General features: G+C 67.5%; 20 protein-coding genes and 2 pseudogenes. 13 read left to right on the forward strand and 9 right to left on the reverse strand.

Going from position 1 to position 20,920, the window contains the following annotated elements:
• Nucleotides 1-29: 29 nt before the first annotated feature.
• The 3 genes from ACWPW1_RS19630 to ACWPW1_RS19640 form a co-directional block, all read right to left on the reverse strand.
• Entirely contained in the window at nucleotides 30-1,298 is a 1,269-nt protein-coding gene (locus tag ACWPW1_RS19630; protein ID WP_271653090.1) for an arsenic transporter, read from the reverse strand.
• 41 nt (nucleotides 1,299-1,339) lie between these two features.
• Nucleotides 1,340-2,656, reverse strand: coding sequence for an MFS transporter (locus ACWPW1_RS19635; protein WP_059316254.1), 1,317 nt, complete (start codon nucleotides 2,654-2,656; stop codon nucleotides 1,340-1,342).
• A 248-nt stretch (nucleotides 2,657-2,904) separates the two neighbouring features.
• On the reverse strand, nucleotides 2,905-3,858 hold the full coding sequence (locus ACWPW1_RS19640) for a bestrophin family protein (protein ID WP_271653092.1): 954 nt from the start codon (nucleotides 3,856-3,858) through the stop codon (nucleotides 2,905-2,907).
• Nucleotides 3,859-4,287: 429 nt separating this feature from the next.
• On the opposite strand from ACWPW1_RS19640, the gene ACWPW1_RS19645 reads away from it, so the two are divergent.
• The 5 genes and pseudogenes from ACWPW1_RS19645 to ACWPW1_RS19665 all read left to right on the forward strand — a co-directional run bounded on the left by ACWPW1_RS19645 (nucleotide 4,288) and on the right by ACWPW1_RS19665 (nucleotide 9,137).
• Nucleotides 4,288-7,140 (forward strand): DUF748 domain-containing protein, encoded by a 2,853-nt coding sequence (locus ACWPW1_RS19645; RefSeq protein WP_454253763.1) that lies wholly within the window; start codon nucleotides 4,288-4,290, stop codon nucleotides 7,138-7,140.
• Nucleotides 7,141-7,159: 19 nt separating this feature from the next.
• Nucleotides 7,160-7,444, forward strand: coding sequence for a DUF2845 domain-containing protein (locus tag ACWPW1_RS19650; RefSeq protein ID WP_454253764.1), 285 nt, complete (start codon nucleotides 7,160-7,162; stop codon nucleotides 7,442-7,444).
• Nucleotides 7,441-7,740, forward strand: a complete 300-nt coding sequence (locus ACWPW1_RS19655) for a DUF2845 domain-containing protein (RefSeq protein WP_454253765.1) — start codon at nucleotides 7,441-7,443, stop codon at nucleotides 7,738-7,740. Before ACWPW1_RS19650 ends, ACWPW1_RS19655 begins: the two co-directional genes overlap by 4 nt.
• A 433-nt stretch (nucleotides 7,741-8,173) precedes the next feature.
• Nucleotides 8,174-8,293: pseudogene (locus ACWPW1_RS19660) on the forward strand (LysR family transcriptional regulator); the annotation flags it as partial.
• Between the two features lie 142 nt (nucleotides 8,294-8,435).
• Nucleotides 8,436-9,137 (forward strand): glutathione S-transferase family protein, encoded by a 702-nt coding sequence (locus tag ACWPW1_RS19665; protein ID WP_059316260.1) that lies wholly within the window; start codon nucleotides 8,436-8,438, stop codon nucleotides 9,135-9,137.
• A gap of 298 nt (nucleotides 9,138-9,435) precedes the next feature.
• Here the strand turns inward: ACWPW1_RS19665 and ACWPW1_RS19670 are convergent, their stop codons facing one another.
• Both ACWPW1_RS19670 and ACWPW1_RS19675 read right to left on the reverse strand, forming a co-directional pair.
• Nucleotides 9,436-9,945, reverse strand: a complete 510-nt coding sequence (locus tag ACWPW1_RS19670; protein WP_454253766.1) for a nucleoside 2-deoxyribosyltransferase — start codon at nucleotides 9,943-9,945, stop codon at nucleotides 9,436-9,438.
• Nucleotides 9,946-10,033: 88 nt separating this feature from the next.
• On the reverse strand, nucleotides 10,034-11,479 hold the full coding sequence (locus ACWPW1_RS19675) for an aminotransferase-like domain-containing protein (RefSeq protein ID WP_454253945.1): 1,446 nt from the start codon (nucleotides 11,477-11,479) through the stop codon (nucleotides 10,034-10,036).
• A gap of 168 nt (nucleotides 11,480-11,647) precedes the next feature.
• Between ACWPW1_RS19675 and ACWPW1_RS19680 the strand changes: the two are divergent.
• Nucleotides 11,648-11,779 (forward strand): annotated as a pseudogene (locus ACWPW1_RS19680) (DUF1127 domain-containing protein); the annotation flags it as partial.
• 62 nt (nucleotides 11,780-11,841) lie between these two features.
• On the opposite strand, the gene ACWPW1_RS19685 reads toward ACWPW1_RS19680, so the two are convergent.
• Both ACWPW1_RS19685 and ACWPW1_RS19690 read right to left on the reverse strand, forming a co-directional pair.
• Nucleotides 11,842-12,888, reverse strand: coding sequence for a metal-dependent hydrolase (locus tag ACWPW1_RS19685; RefSeq protein ID WP_454253767.1), 1,047 nt, complete (start codon nucleotides 12,886-12,888; stop codon nucleotides 11,842-11,844).
• A 3-nt stretch (nucleotides 12,889-12,891) separates the two neighbouring features.
• Nucleotides 12,892-13,641, reverse strand: coding sequence for an alpha/beta fold hydrolase (locus ACWPW1_RS19690; RefSeq protein ID WP_323148533.1), 750 nt, complete (start codon nucleotides 13,639-13,641; stop codon nucleotides 12,892-12,894).
• Between the two features lie 143 nt (nucleotides 13,642-13,784).
• On the opposite strand from ACWPW1_RS19690, the gene ACWPW1_RS19695 reads away from it, so the two are divergent.
• On the forward strand, nucleotides 13,785-14,489 hold the full coding sequence (locus ACWPW1_RS19695; protein ID WP_454253768.1) for a glutathione S-transferase N-terminal domain-containing protein: 705 nt from the start codon (nucleotides 13,785-13,787) through the stop codon (nucleotides 14,487-14,489).
• An 83-nt stretch (nucleotides 14,490-14,572) separates the two neighbouring features.
• On the opposite strand, the gene ACWPW1_RS19700 is transcribed toward ACWPW1_RS19695, so the two are convergent.
• Complete coding sequence (locus ACWPW1_RS19700; protein WP_017642690.1) at nucleotides 14,573-14,839, reverse strand: DksA/TraR family C4-type zinc finger protein; 267 nt, start codon at nucleotides 14,837-14,839, stop codon at nucleotides 14,573-14,575.
• A gap of 118 nt (nucleotides 14,840-14,957) precedes the next feature.
• Here ACWPW1_RS19700 and ACWPW1_RS19705 point away from each other — a divergent pair, with 118 nt between their 5' ends.
• The 5 genes from ACWPW1_RS19705 (at nucleotide 14,958) to ACWPW1_RS19725 (ending at nucleotide 18,379) form a co-directional block, all read left to right on the forward strand.
• Entirely contained in the window at nucleotides 14,958-15,674 is a 717-nt protein-coding gene (locus ACWPW1_RS19705; RefSeq protein WP_454253769.1) for a CDP-diacylglycerol diphosphatase, read from the forward strand.
• A 22-nt stretch (nucleotides 15,675-15,696) separates the two neighbouring features.
• Entirely contained in the window at nucleotides 15,697-15,909 is a 213-nt protein-coding gene (locus ACWPW1_RS19710; protein WP_059316272.1) for a hypothetical protein, read from the forward strand.
• A 235-nt stretch (nucleotides 15,910-16,144) separates the two neighbouring features.
• Nucleotides 16,145-16,792 (forward strand): TIGR04211 family SH3 domain-containing protein, encoded by a 648-nt coding sequence (locus ACWPW1_RS19715; RefSeq protein WP_313647771.1) that lies wholly within the window; start codon nucleotides 16,145-16,147, stop codon nucleotides 16,790-16,792.
• A gap of 123 nt (nucleotides 16,793-16,915) precedes the next feature.
• Nucleotides 16,916-17,503: an NUDIX domain-containing protein gene (locus ACWPW1_RS19720; protein WP_271653105.1), complete on the forward strand. Its 588-nt coding sequence runs from the start codon at nucleotides 16,916-16,918 to the stop codon at nucleotides 17,501-17,503.
• 3 nt (nucleotides 17,504-17,506) lie between these two features.
• The gene (locus tag ACWPW1_RS19725; RefSeq protein ID WP_454253770.1) at nucleotides 17,507-18,379 is read left to right on the forward strand and encodes an oxygenase MpaB family protein; all 873 of its coding nucleotides are present in this window, start codon (nucleotides 17,507-17,509) and stop codon (nucleotides 18,377-18,379) included.
• Between the two features lie 401 nt (nucleotides 18,380-18,780).
• Here ACWPW1_RS19725 and dbpA read toward each other — a convergent pair whose 3' ends face one another.
• A complete protein-coding gene (gene dbpA, locus ACWPW1_RS19730) occupies nucleotides 18,781-20,154 on the reverse strand; it encodes an ATP-dependent RNA helicase DbpA (protein ID WP_271653107.1) in 1,374 nt (457 codons plus the stop codon).
• Nucleotides 20,155-20,280: 126 nt separating this feature from the next.
• Here dbpA and ACWPW1_RS19735 point away from each other — a divergent pair, with 126 nt between their 5' ends.
• Nucleotides 20,281-20,913 (forward strand): glutathione S-transferase family protein, encoded by a 633-nt coding sequence (locus ACWPW1_RS19735; protein WP_059316276.1) that lies wholly within the window; start codon nucleotides 20,281-20,283, stop codon nucleotides 20,911-20,913.
• Nucleotides 20,914-20,920 lie beyond the last annotated feature (7 nt).

A 20,920-nucleotide genomic window follows, 5' to 3' on the forward strand; every position in this document is an offset into this window, starting at 1 on the left:
GCCACGCCGGGGGACCGCCGGTCAGCGCCTTAGAGATGGATCAGCGCGGCCAGCGCCAACACCAGCGCCGGGATCATCACCACGGCGCCCAGCCTGAGGAATTGCCAGAAGCTCACCGACAGCCCCTCGCGGCGCAGCGCGGCCAGCCACAACAGGGTCGCCAGGGAACCGGTGATGGACAGGTTGGGGCCGAGATCGATGCCGATCAGCACGGCGCCGGCGATCTTCTCCGAGACCTGGGCGGTCTGCACCGCCGCCCCGGCCAGCAGGCCGGCCGGCAGGTTGTTGACCAGGTTGCTGCCAAAGGCCACCAGCAGGCCGGCGCCCCAGGCAGCCCGTTCCGGCGTCGCCTGGGCGGCCGCCTGTAGCTGATTGGCCAGCGCCTGCAATACCCCGGTGGTCTCCAGAGCCTCCACCAGCACGAACAGCCCGGCCACCAGTGGCAGCACGCTCCAGGAGATGTGCTTGAGCAGCTCCAGGCCGCCGCCGCGCTTGCAGGCCACCACCACCAGGAAGGTGGCGAAGCCGGCGAGAAAGGTTGGCAGACCCAGCTCCAGATCCAGTGCCGAGGCGCCGAGCAAGACCAGGATGGTCAGGATCAGACCACAGCCGGCGATGCGTCCGGTGGCGGGCAGGGCCTCCACAGCGCCCCCCTCGGACAGGCGCTCGGCGCGCAGGACCTTGGCCTGGGTCGCCCAGAGGGTCAGGAAGGTCACCACGATGGCCAGGATCGACGGCAGGGTGAACAGCGCCAGCCAGCGGCTCAGCTCGGGCATGTGCTCGGCGAACACCACCAGGTTGGCCGGGTTGGAGATCGGCAGCACGAAGCTCGCCGCGTTGGCGATGAAGGCGCAGGAGAACAGATAGGGCAGCGGATTCTTCACCTTCGCCGCGCGGGTGGCGTAGTAGACCGCCGGCGTCAGCACCACGGCGCAGGCGTCGTTGGACAGAAACACCGTGACCAGGATGCCGACGCCATAGACCAGCGCGAACAGCCGCAACGCCGAACCCTTGGCCGCGCGCACCGCATGGCCGGCGACCCAGTCGAACAGCCCTTCCTTCCGGGCGATCTCGGCCAGCAGCATCATGCCGATCAGGAACAGATAGACGTCGGTGCCCTTGGCGATCCCGTGCCAGACGCCATCCAGTGGCAACAGACCGAAGACGGCCAGTAACGCCGCGCCGGCGACGGCGAACAACGCCTCCGGCAAGCCGAAGGGCCGGGAGACCACCCCAAGGGTGGCTAACCCGGCAATGATCCAGGTCAGCAGGTGAGGAGAGAGCGCGAGTGACCCCATGAACGCCTAGTGCCTTCTGTCGAGCGGGAAAGCGGCAGACATTAGCCTAGTCCGGCCGATTGCGGAGGCCCCATGGAGCCGGATTGGGCATCGGAAGCCCCGCGGTGATCCCGGGTTTCCGGCATCAGCAGCAGATAGAGCACGAAGCCCACGCCCGCGATGGCGGCCAGGGTGGTGAAGGCCGCCGCATAACCGAAGCGGACGATGATGATCCCGGCGATGGTGGCGCTGATCGCGGCGCCCAGGCCCTGGGCGGTGGCGATGGCCCCCTGGCTGACGTTGAAGCGGCCGCTGCCCCGGGTCAGGTCGGCGACGATGACCGGCATCAGGGCGCCATAGATGCCGGCGCCGACACCGTCGAGCAACTGCACCGCCACCAGGTAGTAGGGGCTGTCGGAGAAGGTATAGAGCACCCCGCGGAGCGCCAGCACGGCAAAGGCGAACAGGAAGATCGGCTTGCGCCCGAAGACGTCGGCCTTGCGCCCTACCAGGATGGCCACCGGCACCATCACGCACTGGGCGGCGACGATACAGACGGCGACCAGCGAGGTGGCGCTGTCCTTGCCGACGATGTGGGTCAGCTGCTGACCGACCGAGGTCAGCATGGCGGCATTGGCCAGATGGAAGATGGCGGCCAGCAGCGCCAGCAGTTGCAGCTTGCGATTGGCCAGCAGCGCCTGCCAGGCCGATACCGGCTTGGCGTCGCGGGCACCCTCTGCGTCGCTCAGGCCCTGGGCCAGGTCATCGTCGATCTCGTCCTGGGGAACGCGGACGATGGCGACGATGGAGGCCGCCGCCAGCAAGGCCATCAGCCAGAACACCACGGTGGGACCGAAGAAATAGGCCAGGCCACCCGCCAGGGCTGCCGAGACGGCATTGCCGGCGTGGTTGAAGCCTTCGTTGCGGCCGATGTGCCTGGTGAAGGCCTTGGGCCCGACAATACCCAGGGTGATGGCCGCCAGCGCCGGGGCGAAAAGGGCTGCCGCGGCATGGGCCAGGGACTGGGTGGCAGCCACCACATAGAAGTTGGAGACGAAGGGCAGCATCACGCTGGAGACGGTCACCACCAGGGCGGCGATGCCGACCATCAGGCGCTTGTGCCGGGTACGGTCGATCAGGGCGCCGGCCGGAGTCTGGGCGATCAGCCCGGCGATACCGGCCAGGGTCATGATGAGACCGGCGGTGGCCTCGTTCCAGCCCTCGCCCGGGCCGCGCACGGCGATCAGGTAGATGGCCAGATAGGGGCCCAGGCCGTCGCGGACGTCGGCCAGGGTGAAGTTGAGGGCATCCAGGGCATGGCGCGCGCGGCGTGAGGGCTCGGCGCTGGCCGCGGTGGCCGGGGCACGGGTTTCGGACATGAGCGGGCATCCGTAGCGAGATGAAGAGTCGCAGGACAACACGCCCCACGGCACCTCTCGTCCTAGCCCGCCAGAGGCCGTCGGTATGATTCGACGGATCCCAGCCAACCACCGCTGCCAGGGGAGATTACAAAATGTGACCGGAGCGAAGCGGCGCTAGTGCCGTACCGACAGCAAAGAAATCCCTCTGGCACGGCAGTTTCCGCACGTCTTCACACTTTTGGGTGGCGGCCGTCGCAGGTCGCGCCTCAGGCCACCTGACGTGCCAGGGGCAGCTCGGCCTCGGTCTGGGCCAGCGCCACCGCACTGCCCTCTTCGCTGCGCGGCCGCAGCATCGACAGCAGGTTGGCCTCGATGGTGGCGCACAGCTTGTCCATGGTGATCTGGTGCTGGCTGTCGGCGAAGGGCGCCTGCAGATCGCTGCCGATGCGCTCCAGCGCCAGCAGCATGAAGCCGACCACGGTGGACACCAGCGGCGTGAACCAGCCCAGGGTCGACACCAGCCCCAGCGGCATGGCGATGCAGAACAGAAAGCTGAACAGCTGCGGAAAGCAGACGTAGGGATAGGGCAAGGGCGTGTTGGCGATACGCTCCATGCCGCCCTGCCAGTTGGACATGTCCACCAGGGTCTCTTCCAGTCGCGCCAGGCGGATGCTGTCCAGGCGGCCCTGGCGGTATTCGCTGGCGATCAGCTCGGCGGTGCCGGCGAGGATGTCGTTGGCGAAGTTGAGGCTGCCTTCGGCCAGCGTCAGTTCGTGACGGGCCAGATAGGGGGCCGCGGCCTGGGCCGGGTCCTGGCGCTTGAGCTGGGCGCGCAGGGCATGCAGGTAGCCCATGTGCCGGCGCAGCAGCACTGCCTTGACCCTGTTCTGCGCCTTGCCGTTATCGTCGATCAGGGTCAGCACCTGGCGGCCGAAACTGCGAGAGCTGTTGACCATGGCGCCCCAGAGGGTGCGCGCCTCCCACCAGCGGGCGTAGGCGCTGCTGTTGCGAAAGCTGATCAGTACCACTAGCGCCGAGCACAGCAGGGTCAGGGGCGTGAGCGGCAGGTCGAAGCGATCCTCGACGAACAGCATGGCGTCCACCGTGACCGCCACGTCCCACAGCAGCAGGCCGAACAGCGACCAGCCGACATAGCTGAAGCTGGTACGCAGGAACTGGATCTTCTTCTGGATCGAACAAAGCTGGATCGGACTGGACATCTGGTACTCCCGGCGGCGGCGCGGATTCTCGATTCGCGGTTGCCGATACCCTCCTGTCGTCCTGCCACGGATCCTTCGACCCATCGCCGCGCCTCCTCCTGAGAATGCAACCTGTTCGCGAGACTAGTCGGCGGGCCTTAAGTCAAACTTAATCCGGACCGACCAGCGGATCATGGCAAAGTGCCGTGTTAGAGCCTTCGGCAAGGGCCTTAACGGCTCTACCGGAAGCCTTCCCGTCCACCTGACCACCGATCGGTCGTGCGCCCGCGCCGCTCGTCCGGGTTGGCGAAAATGTGATCGATCCTGCAGCCGCTCCCGTCCCCCTGTGGCTGAGGACGCGCGTAGCCAGCGCTTTTGGGACGGGCACCGCCCTCGTCACCAGGAGTGGCGTGCCATAATCCGGCCACCTTCGCCGTCCTAGATGCCTGCATGCCCAGAATTGTGAAAGCGAGCCTCCTGCTGCTCGCGCTCTTGGCCCTCTACAGTCTGCTCGGTTTCCTGGTCGGGCCGCGCCTCGCCCTGCACTACCTCAACCAGACGCTGGCCGAGCGTCTCACCCAGCCGGCCAGCCTGCAGGCCCTGAGCTTCAATCCGTTCACCCTGGAACTGCACGCCGAAAAGCTGCTGATCGGTCCCACCGAGCACCCCACGGTGGCAGCCGAGGGCCTTTATGCCGATCTGCAGTGGGACAGTCTCTGGCGCCGCACCCTGCACCTGACCGAGGTACGCCTCGACCAGCCCCAGGTCGATCTGCGCATCGCCAAGGGTGGCCAGGTCAATCTGGCCCAGCTCTTGCGCAGCGAACCCACCACCACCGCCGCGCTGACGCCAGCGGATACGGAGCCGGGCCAGCCCTTCCCGGTGCATATCGAGCGCATCGCCCTGGTCGGCGGCAGGCTGCACTTCCTCGACGCCCAGGGTGCCCAGCCGGTGGAAGCCACCTTCACGCCCCTGGATGCCCAGCTGCATGATTTCCGCACCCGCAGCGGCGACACCCCGGGTCAGCTGGCGCTGACCGCCACCACCGCCCAGGGCGGCCAGCTCACCTGGAAGGGCAGCCTGGACCTCCTGCCGCTACGCAGCGAAGGCGACCTGACCCTCAAGGGCGTCAGCCTGGCGCCCTGGTGGCCCTATGTGCGCAACCAGCTGCCCCTGGCGCTAGGCAAGGGGCGCCTGGAAGCCAGCACCCACTACCGCCTGGACCTGGCCAAGACCCTGCAGCTGCAGCTCAGCCAGGGCCGTCTGGCGCTGGACGACGTCGCCGTGCAGGCGGTGAATGCCGAACCCAAGGCCAGCTTCAAGCGCCTGGCCGCCGAGGGCATCGGTCTGGATCTGCAGAAGCGCGAAGTCAGCATCGCCCGCCTGCGCGGCAACGGCCTGGATGCCTGGGGTAACCGCGAGCAGGACGGCACGCTCGACTGGCAGAAGCTCTTCCCCACCAGCGATGCCCCCAGCAGTGGCCCGGCCTGGCGCGTGAAGCTCGACGACGTTCAGCTCAGCGACAACCAGCTGCACCTGGTGGACCGGGTTCCCCAGGACCCGGCCAGCCTCTATTTCAGCGGCCTGGACCTGGCGCTCAAAGGCTTCGATACCGCCGGCGACAAACCCTTCGACCTGGCACTCAAGACCACCCTGGGCGATCGCGGTCGCATCACCGCCAGCGGCCAGCTGGCGCTCAGCCCCCTGCAGGGCAACTTCGACGTCGGCATCGACGAACTCAACCTGCGCCAGGCCCAGCCCTATCTCAGCCCCTATGTGCGCCTGGAGATCCGCAGCGGCCAGCTGGCCAGTCGGCTCAAGGTGGCCCTGAAACCCGGCGAGCCGCTGGGGCTCACCGTCAGCGGCGCGGCCCAGGTCACCCAGGTGCATGTGCTCGATACCCTGCACCAGCAGGACTTCATGCGCTGGCAGCTGCTGGACCTGCAGGGCATCGCCTTCACCCTTGGCAAACAGCTGGTCATCGACAAGATCGATTTGGAACAGCCCTATGGCACCCTGGTGATCAACGAAGACCTGAGCAACAACTTCAGCGCCCTGCTGGTGCCCCAGCCCAAGCGCGAGACCAAGGACACCTCCCCGCCGCTGCAGATTCGCATCGGTGGGGTAACCATCAAGGACGGCAGCGCCGACTTCGCCGACAACAGCCTGAAGCCCGGTTTCGCCACCAACATCCAGTCGCTGGAAGGCGGCATCGGCACCCTGGACACCGCCGCCTCGAAGCCGGCCGACATCCACCTCGCCGGCAAGGTCAATCGCTTCGCGCCGGTGGAGATCAAGGGACGCCTCGACCCTCTCGATCCGCTGCAGCAGCTGGACGTGACCGCCTATTTCCGCCAAGTCGAACTCACCACCCTGTCGCCCTATACCGGCAAGTTCGCCGGCTATGCGGTGCGCAAGGGGCGCCTCGACCTGGATCTGCAATACCGCATCGACGACGGCAAGCTGCAGGCGCAGAACCACGTGGTGCTCGACCAGCTGGAACTGGGCGAGCGGGTGGACAGCAAGGACGCCGTGGACCTGCCGGTACGCCTGGCCGTGGCCCTGCTCAAGGACAGCCATGGCCGCATCGACCTGCGCCTGCCGGTAGCCGGCAATCTCGACGACCCCAACTTCAGCGTCATGCCGGTGGTCTGGCAGACCCTGCGCAACGTGCTCAGCCGTGCCGTCCAGGCCCCCTTCCGCATGCTGGCGGGGCTGGCTGGCAGCCACGAAGCCGACCTCAGCGCCATCGACTTCACGCCGGGCAGCACCACCCTCTCCGCCCAGGCCCGTGGTGACCTGGACAAGCTGGCCACGGCCCTGCGCCAGCGGCCGCAACTCACGGTGGAGGTGAAGGGGCATGCCAGCGCCGCCAGTGACGGTCGCGCCCTGGCCGCCAGCCAGCTGGAAAAGGACTTCCAGACCCAGTACTTCAACCTGCTGCAACGCCGCGGCGACAAGGTCCCGGCCGATCCGAGCCAGCTGCAGGTGCCCGCCGACATGCGTGCCCCGCTGCTGGAAGGCCTGTACCGGCTGCGTCTGCAGGCGCAACCGCCGCAGGAATGGGATAATCTTGACGATGCCACCCGCACGGCGCGCCTGCGCCAGGCGGTCCTCGAAGCCTGGAGCGGCAACGATGGTCTCCTGCGCAGCCTGGCGCAGCAACGCGCGGGCGCCATCAAGACCTACCTGGTGGACACGGCGAAACTCGATGCCCAGCGGGTCTATCTGCTGGACGTCAGCACTAAAACCCCATCCGGCGAGTCGCCCACGGCCGCGCAGTTGCAGCTCGGGGTGCTCTGACCGGTCAGGAGACCTGGACATGCGTTGCCTGCTCGCCGCCTTCACCCTGCTGGTCGCCACCGGCGCCGCCGCTGATTCCATGAGATGCGGCAACGCCCTGGTCAGTCGCGGCGATCGTACCTTCGAAGTGCTGCAGAAATGCGGCGAACCGGCCCACCGCGACCTGGTGGGCTACGAGCTGGGCCGCAACGAACGCCGCGAGGCGGTGATCGAGGAATGGGTATACGGCCCCAGGAATGGCGCCAACTACATCCTCACCTTCGAAGCCAACCGCCTCACTCGCATCGAGTTCCAGCGCCAATGACCCCTCGCGTTCTGCTTCTGCTGCTTCTGCTCGCCACGGGCACCAGCCAGGCCGCGTCGCTGCGTTGCGGCAGCGCCCTGGTCTCCACCGGCTCCACCACCCACGAAGTACGCGGCAAATGTGGCGAGCCGCTGAGCGTCACGCCCCTGGGCGAGCGCCAGGTCACCGACGGCTATGGCTATCGCCAGGTGGAGTTCGTCGAGGAATGGGCCTACGGCCCCTGGAACGGCATGCTCTATTTCCTCACCTTCCGCGGCGGCCGCGTGGACCAGGTGGACAGCAAGAGAGCCAACTGAGGCGACGCGCGTTGCGGCGCTCGCGTGGACGAGGCTACGCCGTCGTCCACCCTACGGCGCTGTAGCGTGGAAAACGGCGCAGCCTTTTCCACTGGATCAATAGGTTCGTGCTCGCTGCGGCATTCGTAGGTTGGTTTGAGCGCCAGCGAAACCCAACACCATCCAAGGCCTACCCACACCGTTGGGCTTCGCTACGCTCAGCGCCAACCTACGGCGCTTGGCACGGTTCCCGTAGGTTGGGTTGAGCGCCAGCGAAGCCCAACACCCCCCCAGGTCCACCCACGCTGTTGGGCTTCGCGACGCTCAGCGTCGACCTACGGCACCTGGCACGGTTTCCGTAGGTTGGGTTGAGCGCCAGCGAAGCCCAACACCACCCAAGGTCCAAGCACCCTGTTGGGCTTCGCTACGCTCAGCGCCAACCTACGGCGCTTGGCTGGCCATCCTGGGCTTCGACAGGCTGCTGCTCTGGCCCGAACGCCTGCACCGCGACCCAGCCCATGCCTGGCTGCGCGAACGGATCGTTGCCAGCCTCGTGAGCCAAACACCAGCCTGACCAATCGACTCTCTGCATGGAGGGCATACAGCGGCTTGGCTGTTCGCCCCTGCCCTCGCCAAGCATCCTTGGTCGCCTTGTACGAACGCGGCAAGACTGCCCGCAGTCGCATGCTTCGTCTCTTCCCTTTCCGGAGTCCGCCATGGCCACGCTACGCCTCTTCACCTCGCCGTCCGCCTTTCCCAATCCGCAACGCCTGCGGCTGTTCATCCATGAAAAGGGCATTGCCGATCAGTTCGAGGAGGTCATCCTGAAGATGGCGCCCGAGGGCGAGCAGCGCCAGTGGCAGCACCTCAAGCGCAACCCCTGGGGCGAAACGCCCACCCTGGAGCTCGCCGAAGGCGGTTACCTGGCCGAGAGCGCGGCCATCGCCCGCTATCTGGACAACAGCTATCCCGGCCGCAAGGTAATGGGCGAAACGCCGCTGGAGCAGGGCCAGGACGCCATGTGGAACGACCGCATCTTCGTCCATGTGCTCTATCGCATCGTGACCATGTTCCATGTGCAGCACGAAGGCCTCGGCCACAAGCTGGAGCTGACCCACAACCCGCAGTGGGGCGAGCATTGCCGCAAGGAAGCCCTGATGCACGCGGCCCTGGTGGATCGGCACCTGGCCGATGGTCGCGAGTGGCTGCTGGGTGGCGCAGCGCCGACCTTCGCCGACATCACCCTGTGCACCGCCATCGCCTTCTCCAAGTTCCCGACCAACCAGACCCCGCTGGACGAGCGCTTCGAGCATCTGGCGGCCTTCTGGGCACGCTGGCAGCAACGCGACAGCTTCCGCGCGGCCTATGCCGACGGCCACAGCGGGCTGGACGAGCTGGCGTCCCTGGCACGCGGCTGACCTCGCTCCAACCACCCCCTCTCCCCCCCGGGAGAGGGCCGGGGTGAGGGTCATACCCATCTAACTTTCTAGCCGAGCCGCTCGCGCAACACCGCCAGAGACATCTCCGGCCCACCGCTCCGCTCCAACCACCCCCTCTCCCCCCCGGGAGAGGGCCGGGGTGAGGGTCGCACGCCCGCCTCGCTACCCAGCCGCTCGCGCAACACCGCCAGAGACATCTCCGGACCACCGCTCCGCTCCAAGCACCCCCTCTCCCCCTGGGAGAGGGCCGGGGTGAGGGTCGTACCCACCTGACTCGCTAGCCGAGCCGCTCGCGCAATACCGCCAGGGCCACCTCCGGCCCACCGACGACGATGCTGGCCGGTACCGCCAACATCAGGTTGAGCGGCAAGCCGAATTCCTCCAGCGTCCAACCCTCTTTATCCAGCAGCCCGGTCCCCACCCACTCGGGACGCCGCGCGCGAATCCGCTCGGCCAGGCTGCCCGTGTCCGGGACATAGCCCACCACCGGCTTGCCCAGCGCCACCGCATAGCCCACCTCGAAACAGGTGCCGCTGTCGGGCTCGGCGCCGCGAAAGAAATCCAGACTGGCCAGCACCCCATCAGCCTGCTCGATCAGCGCCAGATTCGCCCGATAGATCCAGGCGGCCTGCTCGCGCGGCTCGGTCAGTTCCGGGGGAATGGCGTTGTCCAGCGGAAACAGGCCCGTGCAGCCGTGACGGGCGCACAGCGCCTTGAGGGCCTCGCCGTGGGCGACGGCATCAGGCCGAAACACCTCGGGGCCGGCCAGATAGAGACGGGGTGGCATAGGGAGTCCTCGCTCAAAACGGCCAGTGTAGAGGGCGGGCGAAACCTCGTCTCGGTGGCGAGGACTTCGCGCTGTACGCCAGGGTCGGCTAGACCAGCGCCGCCACCGATCGCGGCAGCGCCTCATCAAGCAGCCGGCACGCCGCTTCACCGATGCGCCGCACCCCTTCCTCCACGCCCGGGCGCTGGGCCTGGGCATAGTTCAGGCGCAGGCAGTTGCGGTACTTGCCCGAGGCAGAAAAGATGCTGCCACAGGCGATCTGCACGCTTTGGGCGAGCAACTCGCGATTGAGCCGATGACTGTCGCAGGCCTCGGGCAATTCCACCCAGAGCAGGAAACTGCCCTGGGGCTGGCTGACCCGCGTGCCGGCCGGAAAGTAGCGCTGCACCCAGGCGCTCATCAGGTCGCGATTGCGCTGGTACTGGGCGCGCATGCGCCGGACGTGGACGGTGTAGTGCCCGGCGGCGATGAATTCGGCGATGGCCAGCTGCGGTTGGGGGGCGGTGCAGCCAGTGCCTATGTACTTGAGGTGCAGGATGCGCTCGGCATAGCGCCCGGGTGCCACCCAACCGACCCTGAGCCCGGGGGCCAGGGTCTTGGAGAAGGAACTGCAGAGGATCACCCGGTCGTCTTCGTCGAAGGCCTTGAGCGCCCGCGCCCGCGGATAGCCATAGAGCAGATCGCCATAGACGTCGTCCTCGATCACCGCCAGGTCGTGCTTGCGCGCCAGGGCCACCAGCTGGCGCTTGTTGGCCTCGGGCATGCAGTAGCCCAGGGGATTGTTGCAGCTGGGGGTGAGCTGGATGGCGCGCACCGGCCACTGCTCCAGGGCCAGTTCCAGCGCCGGCAGGCTGATGCCGGTACGCGGATCGGTGGGGATCTCCAGCGCCTTGAGGCCCTGGCCCTTGAGCGTCTGCATCACCCCGTGGAAGGTCGGCGAATCCACCGCGACGATGTCGCCCTCCTGGCAGGTGGCCCGCAGCGCCGTGGCCAGCGCCTCGTGGGCACCGCTGGTGATGACGATGTCATCGGCGGTCAGCACGCAGCCGGCATCCAGTTGCAGTCGTGCGACCTGTTCACGCAGCGCCGCCACACCCTGGATGCTGTCGTAGGACAGCCCGGCATTGCCTGGTCGCCGCGCCAGGCGTGCCATGCCGGCGAGCAAGGGGGCCAGGGTCGGTGCCTCGGTATCTGGCAGACCGCGGCCGAGTTGCACCCGCACCGAGTCGGGGGTGCTGGTCATCAGCTCGCGCACCGGCTCCCAGCCGGACACCTCCACCGGCCAGCGCGCCGGACGGGTCACCCGGGGCAACTCGATGGCGCGTCTTTCCAGGCGGACGAAATAGCCGGACTTGGGCCGTGGCTCGACCAGGCCGCGATCCTCCAGCAGCCGATAGGCCTGTTGCACCGTAGCCAGGCTCACCCCGTGCTCCTGAGCCAGGGCCCGTACCGACGGCAGGCGTTCGCCCGGTCGATAGAGGCCCTGTTCGATACGGCGGCCGAGCGCGTCGGCCAACAGCTGATAGCGATTCATGTCCGGACTATAGCGGTGCCGGACCGGATCGCGCGCCATACAGATGGCCACGCTACCTACCATACAGCTGCCTGCTGCAAGGCGGCTGTATGGCGGACAACCGATCGGCCTGGACCTGCCCCTGGACGGGCTGGCGGCGGAGCATGGAGACAGCACAGGAGAGACGCCATGCCCAGAGACGCCCGCCTTCATGATCGGACCCACACCAGCGGCTGCTGGCTGCTGTTCCAGCGCCAGCTGAGCACCCGCCGCACCCTGCTGGAGCTGTCGGACGAAGAACTGGCCGACATCGGCCTGGATCGCCTGACGGCATTGCACGAAGCTCACCGCCCCTGGTGGCGGGTGCTACTGGACGCCTGGCGTCAGTCCGGCAACCGCGACAACCGTGCGGCCCACTCCGCCACCGGCGCCGGTAGCTCCGGATGCCAGAGTCTGCGCCAGACCACCGCCAGCTGCTCGCGACCGCCCCGCTCGCGCGGCCACAACGAGGGCTCGGCCACCAGCCGCCAGCCGCTCGTGTCGCGCTGAGCCAGCACGAAGCGAAAGCTGTGGTAGCCGGTGGCGCCCAGGTGCAGATCGGTCACCACCAGGTCGTTACCGAGGCGGTCGTACCTCAGCCAGTCGTCGGTGAACCAGCGCAGTCGCTGTTCGGCCGGGGAATCGACGAGGATGGGTGCCAGCTCGCCGCCACGCGGCAGCGGGACCAGCTGCGGCGGTCGGTCGTCGAACAGGCCGACCCAGGTTTCCCGGTAGCGCTCCCGACCATCGTCCACCATGACTCGCCAGAGCAGACTGGTGAACGGCAGGGGCGCGCTGAACAGGCGCGCGTCCGCCTGCCCCTGGGTTGCCAGCACCTCGCGCACCTGCCGTTCGGCGGAATACTTGGCCACCAGCGTCCAGCCCAGATAGCCCGTGGACAGCGCCAACGCCGCTACCGCCAGCCGTGGCGAGCGTCCACGCGGGCCAGCCACCAGCCCGGCGAGCACCGCCAGCAGCAGTGGCAAGGTATAGAGCGGATCGATGATGAAGACGCTGGACCAGGCCACCGGGGTGCTCGGCAAAGGCCAGAACAGCTGGGTGCCGTAGGTGGTGAAGGCATCCAGCAGGGGATGGGTGATGAGCACCAGCCAGAGGGTCAGGAACAGCCGTCGCTGGCTGTAACCCGGATCGCGCCAACGCCCGCACAGCCAGGTCAGCAGCAGGGCCACCCCGGTCAGCACGAACAGCGAATGGCTGAAGCTGCGGTGGTAGGTCATCTCGTTCACGGCGTTGCCGTAGTCGATGACCACATCGAGATCCGGCAGGGTGCCCAGAGCCGCGCCATAGAGAAGGGCGCGGCGGCCCTGCCAGCGCCCCAGCAGCGCGGTCTGGACGGTGGCGCCGAGCACGGCCTGGGTCAGCGAATCCACCGGTCAGAGGTCCCGGGCGAAATCGAGCATCAGCCGCGCCAGGGCCTGGGGCGTCTGCAGCGGCATCAGGTGGCCGGCACCGGGGATCACCTCCAGCCGGCTATTGGGAAAGGCCGCCAGGGTGGTTCGGCGTTGTTCGTCCGGTCCCGGCACCTGCTGGTCATCGGCGCCACAAACCAGCAGCACCGGATAATCCAGGGTCTCGATCCGGTCGCTCCAGTCTTCACGGCTGCCGTGATCGACCCAGGCACGCCAGGCCTCAAGATTCAGTCGCTGGGCGTCGGCGATCACCACTTCACGGATGGCATCGGGCAGGCGATGGGCGCTGGATTCGTCGACGAAAGCCTCGGCTTCCGTCCGGCTCTTGCCATAGCCGCGCTGAGCATCGCGATCCGCGTCGCTCATCGGCTGCGGCCCGGGCGGCGAAGGCGCCACCAGGATCAAGCCGACCAGATACTCCGGCCGCCGCGCCGCCAGTACCACGGCGACCTTGCCAGTCATCGAGTGGCCGACCAGGATGCAGCGTTCCAGGCCCAGGGCGCGGATGCTGGCATCCACCTGATCGGCCATCTCGGCCACGCTGTAACCGTCGACCTCGGCGGCATCGCCAAAGCCCGGGGTATCGAGCGCTACGCAGCGGTGTTCGCCATCCAGGTAGGGCGCGGTGGGAAACCAGGTGCGGTGGGAACCGCCGAGAAAGTGCATGAGCACGAAGGTGGGCGAACCACTGCCCTGCTGACTGTGGGGGAGCATTGGAAGTCCTCGGTGCGGGGCTGAAGGCAGGCACTTCTCAGATGGAGAGACGGGCAGCACGCTAAGTTCCGCCTCGCCAAGACCTGGCAACCCAGGCCGCGCGGGTCGGTCTCATCCAGGGCCCCCTCTTCCAGGAGTCCACCATGACCGATCTGTCGCGCTTTCCCATCACCCGGCGCTGGCCCGCCCGGTATCCCGAGCGCCTGCAGCTCTATTCGCTGCCCACACCCAATGGCGTCAAGGTCGCTATCCTGCTGGAGGAGCTCGGCCTGCCCTACGAGGTGCATCGCATCGACTTCGGCCAGGACGACCAGCACACCGCGGAATTTCTCTCGCTGAGCCCCAACAACAAGATCCCCGCCATCCTCGACCCCGACGGTCCCGGCGGCGAACCCCTGGGGCTGTTCGAATCCGGCGCCATCCTGCTCTATCTCGCGGAAAAGACCGGACGCCTGCTACCCCAGGAGCCGGCCCGGCGCTACCAGGCCATCCAGTGGCTGATGTTCCAGATGGGGGGCATCGGTCCCATGTTCGGTCAGCTCGGCTTCTTCACCACCTTCGCCGGCAAGGACATCGAAGACCCGCGGCCTCGCGAGCGCTATGTAGCAGAAGCCCGGCGACTGCTCGGCGTACTGGACGGCCAGCTCAGGGGGCGCGCCTGGATCCTGGACGAGGACTACAGCCTCGTCGACATCGCCACCTTCCCCTGGATCCGCGCCCTGCTGGAGGTCTACCAGGTGGCTGACCTGGTCGGCTTCCAGGACTTCCCCGACGTCCGCCGCGCGCTCGACGCCTTCCTCGCCCGCCCGGCAGTGCAACGCGGCCTGCAGATCCCGGCTGCACCCTGATGCTCGCCGACGCTGAACTGCAGTTGCGCCAGTGGCAGCCGAAGGATGGCCAGGCCTTGGCGCCGCTGAATGCCGATCTGTCCCTAGCGCAACTGACTGTCCTTGCTCGCACGGCGGTTGTAGCCGCCAGCGCGCTGGTCTTCCGCGTCCTGCTCGGATTGGCAGCGGATGCACAGGTGTACACCCGGGACCGCCTGGCGGCGCGCCTCGGGGATGGCGTCGCCGCACTCCTCGCAATGGGTGAGGCTCGCGCCTCGGTGCAGACGGCTGCGAGCGCGTTGCACCGCATCGTCCACCGTGCTGTCGATCTGTTCCTGAACCGCGCCGTCTCCGGCCCACCCGTTGGCCATGGCTGATCTCCCACTGCGTTGCCTTGATACCCATTGGAAGCGAAGCTCGCGCAGATGTTCGCTGCCGTCCAGCGTCCGCCCGTCGTGCTGGCGGTGGCTGTCGCTGCTGGTGTTGGCCATGACGCTGTCAGGTTGCTCCAGCCGCCTGTTGCTGCGCCAGGTCACGGTTGGGCTGTGCGAGCCCAATGCCCGGCTGACCGGCCTGCCCGCCCCCTGCCGCCAGGTGGTCAGGGATCCCGGCTTCGCCGTGCTGCGTGCACCCGGCGAGCGCCAGCATTTCATCCTGGTACCCCTGCGCCCCCTGCGCGGGCTGGAGAGCCCGGCCCTGTGGCAGCCCGACCAACCCAACTGGTTCGGCTGGGCCTGGCGCCAGCGCTGGTATCTGAGCGCCTGGGGCAAGGCGCCGGTGGCGGACGCCCAGATCGCCCTCGCCCTCAATGCCCCCAGCGGTCGCAGCCAGGATCAGTTGCACGTGCACCTCGCCTGCCTGCGTCCCGCGCTGCGCCAGCAGTTGTGGCAACTGGCGCCCGACATCGATGAACACTGGCGCGCCCTGCCCGGGGACCTGGCCGGGAGTCGCTATCAGGCGCGCCGTCTGAGCGAGACGCAGCTGCTGGCGGCGGACTTCTTCCCTGCCCTGGCCAGGCAGCCGCCCTATCCGCTGCCGGATCCACGCCTGTCGCTGGCCGTGGTGGCGCTGCCAAGCCAGGATGCCAGCCGTCAGTTCCTGCTGCTGGCCGGACGTGCGGGCAGTCAGCCTGACGACCAGGGCTCGGCGGAACGACTGCTGGCCGCGGACTGCCGGGGAACGTCCCTGCCGCTGGCGACTCAATAGCGCCAGCGCGCCAGGAGGCCCCATGCCGCACGAATTTCAAGAACTCTTCGACTTCATCGACCAGTTGCTCGCCTGGTCCGACTTCTATCTCAAATCCGCGCTGCTGCTCTGCGGCCTGGGCATGGTCGCAGGCGCGATCACCTGGAAGCGCTGGTGGGGCAAGGCATTGGCCTTTGGTTGCGCGGGCCTGGGCGCACTGGCAGCCGTCAGCCTGGATCTGCTCCGCCGGCTTTGAACACTCTTGAAAGCTATTGGGCTGGCCGCGCGCCTTCCGTCACCGAAGGTATGGCGGCAAGATGACACTAATCGTCGCTTTCCACCGCCAAAGCTTGAACTGTTTCACCGTCTCGAACAGAGGGCGCTACGGGTTGGCGGATAGATCGCGGCAGCTTGCTAGGGTACTGCCCCACAATAATCCGGCCTGGTCATCACGGCCTTCATCTTTTCAGCTCACGCATACAGACCCGATCATGCCCATGTCCCCATCTCGCCTGCTGTCCCGCCTTCCCCATCTCGGCTTCTGCCTGGCCGCCTCCCTCGCCTCCTTCGCCGGTACCGCTGTCGCTCAGGAAGGCAATGCCCGTTGGGTCAGTGACAGCCTGACTACCTACGTCCGCAGCGGCCCCACCGATGGCTATCGCATCGTCGGCACCCTCAAGTCCGGGCAGAAGGTCGAGCTGATCAGCACCCAGGGCGACTACAGCCAGGTGCGCGGCGAAGGCGGCAGCACCGTCTGGATTCCCAACAGCGACCTGCAGGACAAGCCCGGCCAGGCCGAGCGCCTGCCGCAGCTGGAGCAACAGGTGGCCGAACTGAGCGGCCAGCTCAAGACCATCGACGACAGCTGGAAGAATCGCGTCCAAGGCATGCAGGAGACCCTGGATTCGCGCAAGCAGCAGATCGACGAACTGGAGAGCCGGCGCAAGGACCTCGACGCCCAGCTCACCCAGGCCCAGTCGGAACTGCGCAGCACCCAGGCCAAGCTTGGCAACGAGAACAAGCAGGCGCTGATGCAATACATGGTCTATGGCGGCAGCATTGCCGGCGCGGGCCTGCTGGCCGGCCTGATCCTGCCCTCCATGACCCGCGGCAGGAAGAAGAACGACCGCTGGTTCTAGTGGATAGCGGTCGATAGCGGTTCCGTCCTGGCGGCTGGGCGGAACCCGGGGTCACGGCCCGGGCGTCAAAGAGGCAGCACTTCTGCTAACGTGGCCCGACGCCTTCCGCCCAGACGAGCCCCCATGCCCGACACCCCCCGCTTTCGCATCCAGCAGGTCGAGACCCTTTCCGATGACTGGGGCCTGCTCAAGAAGACCACCTTCGACTACCTGCGCCGCGACGGCAGCTGGCAACGCCAGACCCGGGAGACCTACGACCGTGGCAATGGCGCCACCATCCTGCTCTACGACCGTGCAAGACGCACTGTCCTGCTGATCCGTCAGTTCCGCCTGCCCACCCTGGGCAACGGCCTGGACGACGGCCTGCTGGTGGAGACCCCCGCCGGCCTGCTCGACGCGGCCGCGCCCGAAGCGCGCATCAAGGCCGAAGTCGAGGAAGAGACCGGTTACCGCCTGGACAACGTCCAGCACCTGTTCGACGCCTTCATGAGCCCCGGCTCGGTGACCGAGCTGCTGCATTTCTTCGCCGGTGAATACCAGGCCGACCAGCGCATCGCCGAGGGCGGTGGCCTGCACGAGGAAGGCGAGGACATCGAGCTGCTGGAGTTACCCTTCGACGAGGCCCTGGCCATGGCGCGCGACGGTCGGCTGCTGGATGGCAAGACCATCATGCTGCTGCAGTACGCTGCCCTCTACCTGCTGCCGCGCTAGGCCATGGAGCTGATCCGCAGCCGCATCGAGCGGCAGGTGATGAGCCTCACCGGCCTATCCCTGGGTGAGGTCGACTACGAACAGCCGTTGGGCGATCCCGGGTTGTTCGGGCCGGCCAGCGTCCCCTGGCGGGTGCACAGCGACTTCACCTGCATGCTGATCGGCGGCATCGCCGCCCTGCTCATGCAGACCCTGCATCCGCTGGCCCTGGCGGGCGTCTGGGATCACTCGAAGTTTCGCGAAGACATGCTTGGTCGCCTGCGGCGTACCGGCCAGTTCATCGCCGCCACCACCTTTGGCAGCCGCGGCGACGCCGAGCGGCTGATCGCCCGGGTCCAGGCCATCCACCGCCATATCCGGGGCCAGGCTGCCGATGGCCGTCCCTACAGCGCCGAAGACCCGGCGCTGCTGACCTGGGTGCACGTGGCCGAGGTCAGTCATTTCCTGGCGGCCTACCTGCGCTACTACGATCCGCACCTTTCAGGGACGGAGCAGGATCGCTACTACGCCGAGATCGCCCTGGTGGCCGAGCGCCTGGGCGCGACCGACGTCCCTCGGTCGCGAGCGGAGATCACCGCCTACTACCAGGCGATCCGTCCGCAGCTGGTCTGCGATGACCGCAGCCGAGAGGTCTGCCGGGTGCTGCTGCAGGCACCCGCGCCCAGCGCCCTGGCCAAGCCCTTCGGTGCCCTGATGATGCAGGCCGGCATCGACCTCTTGCCCGACTGGGCCAGCGAGGAGCTGGGTTTTCAGCAGGGCCCGCTGCAACGGCGGCTGATTCGCACGGGCATCGGCGCGACCGCCCCGGTGCTGCGCTGGGCGGTGCGCAACGGCTCCTCGCATAGAGCCAGACGCCGGATGGGGATTGAGACGTGAGCTGATCGCGGCCATGGGCCGCTCCTACAGGTTTCAGAGTTTGTAGGAGCGGCCGCATCGGCGGACCACCATGGCCGCGATTAAGCCCATCGAAGGATGTGACCAGCCGTAGGTTGGGTTGAGACGGCTCCATCGTCGAAGCCCAACAGCCTGAGGTACGCCAAGTCACCGTTGGGCTTCGCTGTGCTCAACCCAGCCTACACCACCGGTTAGCGCCGTAGGTTGGGTTGAGACGGCTCCATTGTCGAAGCCCAACAGCCCGAGTACGTCAGGTCACCGTTGGGCTTCGCTGCGCTCAACTCAACCTACCACTATCGCGGCCATGCCGGTGCGCCGTAGCGACCGCTCCTACAGGTATCCAACCTATCCGTAGGAGCGGCCCATGGCCGCGATAGATCAACCTACAACATCCGCACCTTGATCGACCGCCCCTTGATCTTGCCCTCGCTCAGGCGCTGCAGCGCTTGGCGGGCGATGTCGCGCTCCACGGCGACGAAGGCCTGGTTGTCGAACAGGGTGATCTTGCCGATCTTGGCACCGGGCAGGCCGGCGTCGCCGGTCAGGGCGCCCAGGATGTCGCCCGGGCGCAGCTTGTCCTTCTTGCCCGCCGCCAGGGCCAGGGTGTGCATCGTCGGGACCAGCGGCTCTGGGGTGTCACGCAAGGCGCCGAGCGGCTGCCAGTCCAACGGCGAACCCTGCTGAACTTCGATGGCCTGGGCGCGGCTGGCCTCGGCCGGGGCCACCAGCGACAGCGCCAAGCCCTGTTCACCGGCACGACCACTGCGGCCGATGCGGTGCACATGCACCGCCGGATCACGGGACAGCTCCACGTTGATCACGGCTTCCAGGCCGGCCACGTCGATGCCGCGCGCGGCCACGTCGGTGGCCACCAGCACACAGAGGCTGCGATTGGCGAACATCGCCAGCACCTGGTCCCGCTCGCGCTGCTCCAGATCGCCATGCAGGGCAGCGGCGGAGATGCGCTGGGCATGCAGCGCCTCGACCACCTCCTGGCACTGCTGGCGGGTCTGGCAGAAGGCCACGGCGCTGGCCGGGCGATGGTGCCGCAGGAGGCGCACCACGGCGGCCAGGCGATCCTGGGCGGCGATCTCGTAGAAGCGTTGGCGGATCTGGGTCTCGCTGTGCTGGCTCTCGACGCTGATGCGCAGCGGCGCGCGCAGATAATCCTCGGCGAGGCGTTCGATACCTTCCGGGTAGGTCGCGGAAAACAGCAGCGTCTGCCGCCGCGCCGGGGTCTGCCGGAGGATGTCGGCGATGGCCTCGATGAAGCCCATGTCGAGCATGCGGTCGGCCTCGTCGAGCACCGCGACATTGAGCCCGTCCAGCACCAGGGTGCCCTTGCGCAGGTGCTCCTGCACCCGGCCCGGGGTGCCGACGATCACCTGGGCGCCGTGCTCCAGGGAAGCGATCTGCGGCCCCAGCGGCATGCCGCCGCAGAGGGTCAGGATCTTGAGATTGGGCGTGGTCCGCGCCAGGCGGCGCAACTCGCGGGCGACCTGGTCCGCCAGCTCGCGCGTCGGGCACAGCACCAGGGCCTGGCAACCGAAATAGCGCGGATTGAGCCCTGTCAGCAGGCCGATGCCGAAGGCGGCCGTCTTGCCCGAACCGGTCTTGGCCTGGGCGATGAGGTCTTGGCCCTTGAGGATGATCGGCAGGCTGGCCGCCTGGATAGGCGTCATGCTCAGGTAGCCGAGTTCGGCCAGGTTGGCCTGCATGGCCTCGGCCAGCGGCAGGGATTCGAAGGATGCGGGCACGGGAGTCCTGGAAACGGCTGGTAAAGGTTTACCAGTCTAGCAGAAGGGTGCCCACTCTCCTCTGCATGGACGCTGGACCAGCGCCTACCTATGCTTAGCGGTACGACAACTCAAGGAAGCTCCACCATGTTCGACCGGCCTGTGCTCTATACCCATCCCATGTCCCGCGGACGCGTCGTGCGCTGGCTGCTGGAGGAGCTCGGGCAGCCCTATGAGGTGCAGCGGATCGACTACGGCCCGGCGATGAAATCGCCGGCCTATCGCGCCATCAATCCCATGGGCAAGGTTCCCGCGCTGCGGCACGGCGCGGCCCTGGTGACCGAGACGGCGGCCATCTGCGCCTATCTCGCCGACGCCTTTCCCGCCGCGGGGCTCGCGCCACCGTTGAGCGATCCGGCACGTGGCAGCTACTACCGCTGGCTGTTCTTCGCGGCCGGTCCGCTGGAAGCGGCGACCACCAACCAGGCGCTGGGCGTCACCTTGCCCGAAGATCCGCAAAAACGCGGCGCGGTCGGCTATGGCAGTCTTGCCGAGGTGCTGGATACCCTCGAAGCGGCCCTGGCACCCGGTGAATACCTGGTGGACGACCGCTTCACCGCGGCCGATGTCTACGTCGGCGCTCATCTCGCCTGGGGCATGGCCTTTGGCACCATCGAGAAGCGGCCGCACTTCGAACGCTATGTCGCCGGACTGGTAAGCCGTCCGGCCGCAGTGCGCGCGCGCGAACTCGATGACGCCGAGCTCGCCACGCTCAACTAGGTGCCCG

The organism is Pseudomonas sp. Marseille-Q7302 (assembly GCF_965111925.1).

Coding starts and splice junctions, on each gene's coding strand:
- ACWPW1_RS19715 (WP_313647771.1), top strand. CDS start 16,145: ATGCCCATGTCCCCATCTCGCCTGCTGTCCCGCCTTCCCCATCTCGGC.
- ACWPW1_RS19700 (WP_017642690.1), bottom strand. CDS start 14,839: ATGGCCAACGGGTGGGCCGGAGACGGCGCGGTTCAGGAACAGATCGAC.
- ACWPW1_RS19690 (WP_323148533.1), bottom strand. CDS start 13,641: ATGCTCCCCCACAGTCAGCAGGGCAGTGGTTCGCCCACCTTCGTGCTC.
- ACWPW1_RS19705 (WP_454253769.1), top strand. CDS start 14,958: ATGACGCTGTCAGGTTGCTCCAGCCGCCTGTTGCTGCGCCAGGTCACG.
- ACWPW1_RS19735 (WP_059316276.1), top strand. CDS start 20,281: ATGTTCGACCGGCCTGTGCTCTATACCCATCCCATGTCCCGCGGACGC.
- ACWPW1_RS19710 (WP_059316272.1), top strand. CDS start 15,697: ATGCCGCACGAATTTCAAGAACTCTTCGACTTCATCGACCAGTTGCTC.
- ACWPW1_RS19640 (WP_271653092.1), bottom strand. CDS start 3,858: ATGTCCAGTCCGATCCAGCTTTGTTCGATCCAGAAGAAGATCCAGTTC.
- ACWPW1_RS19675 (WP_454253945.1), bottom strand. CDS start 11,479: ATGAATCGCTATCAGCTGTTGGCCGACGCGCTCGGCCGCCGTATCGAA.
- ACWPW1_RS19645 (WP_454253763.1), top strand. CDS start 4,288: ATGCCCAGAATTGTGAAAGCGAGCCTCCTGCTGCTCGCGCTCTTGGCC.
- ACWPW1_RS19650 (WP_454253764.1), top strand. CDS start 7,160: ATGCGTTGCCTGCTCGCCGCCTTCACCCTGCTGGTCGCCACCGGCGCC.
- ACWPW1_RS19720 (WP_271653105.1), top strand. CDS start 16,916: ATGCCCGACACCCCCCGCTTTCGCATCCAGCAGGTCGAGACCCTTTCC.
- ACWPW1_RS19725 (WP_454253770.1), top strand. CDS start 17,507: ATGGAGCTGATCCGCAGCCGCATCGAGCGGCAGGTGATGAGCCTCACC.
- ACWPW1_RS19635 (WP_059316254.1), bottom strand. CDS start 2,656: ATGTCCGAAACCCGTGCCCCGGCCACCGCGGCCAGCGCCGAGCCCTCA.
- ACWPW1_RS19665 (WP_059316260.1), top strand. CDS start 8,436: ATGGCCACGCTACGCCTCTTCACCTCGCCGTCCGCCTTTCCCAATCCG.
- ACWPW1_RS19655 (WP_454253765.1), top strand. CDS start 7,441: ATGACCCCTCGCGTTCTGCTTCTGCTGCTTCTGCTCGCCACGGGCACC.
- ACWPW1_RS19630 (WP_271653090.1), bottom strand. CDS start 1,298: ATGGGGTCACTCGCGCTCTCTCCTCACCTGCTGACCTGGATCATTGCC.
- ACWPW1_RS19670 (WP_454253766.1), bottom strand. CDS start 9,945: ATGCCACCCCGTCTCTATCTGGCCGGCCCCGAGGTGTTTCGGCCTGAT.
- ACWPW1_RS19695 (WP_454253768.1), top strand. CDS start 13,785: ATGACCGATCTGTCGCGCTTTCCCATCACCCGGCGCTGGCCCGCCCGG.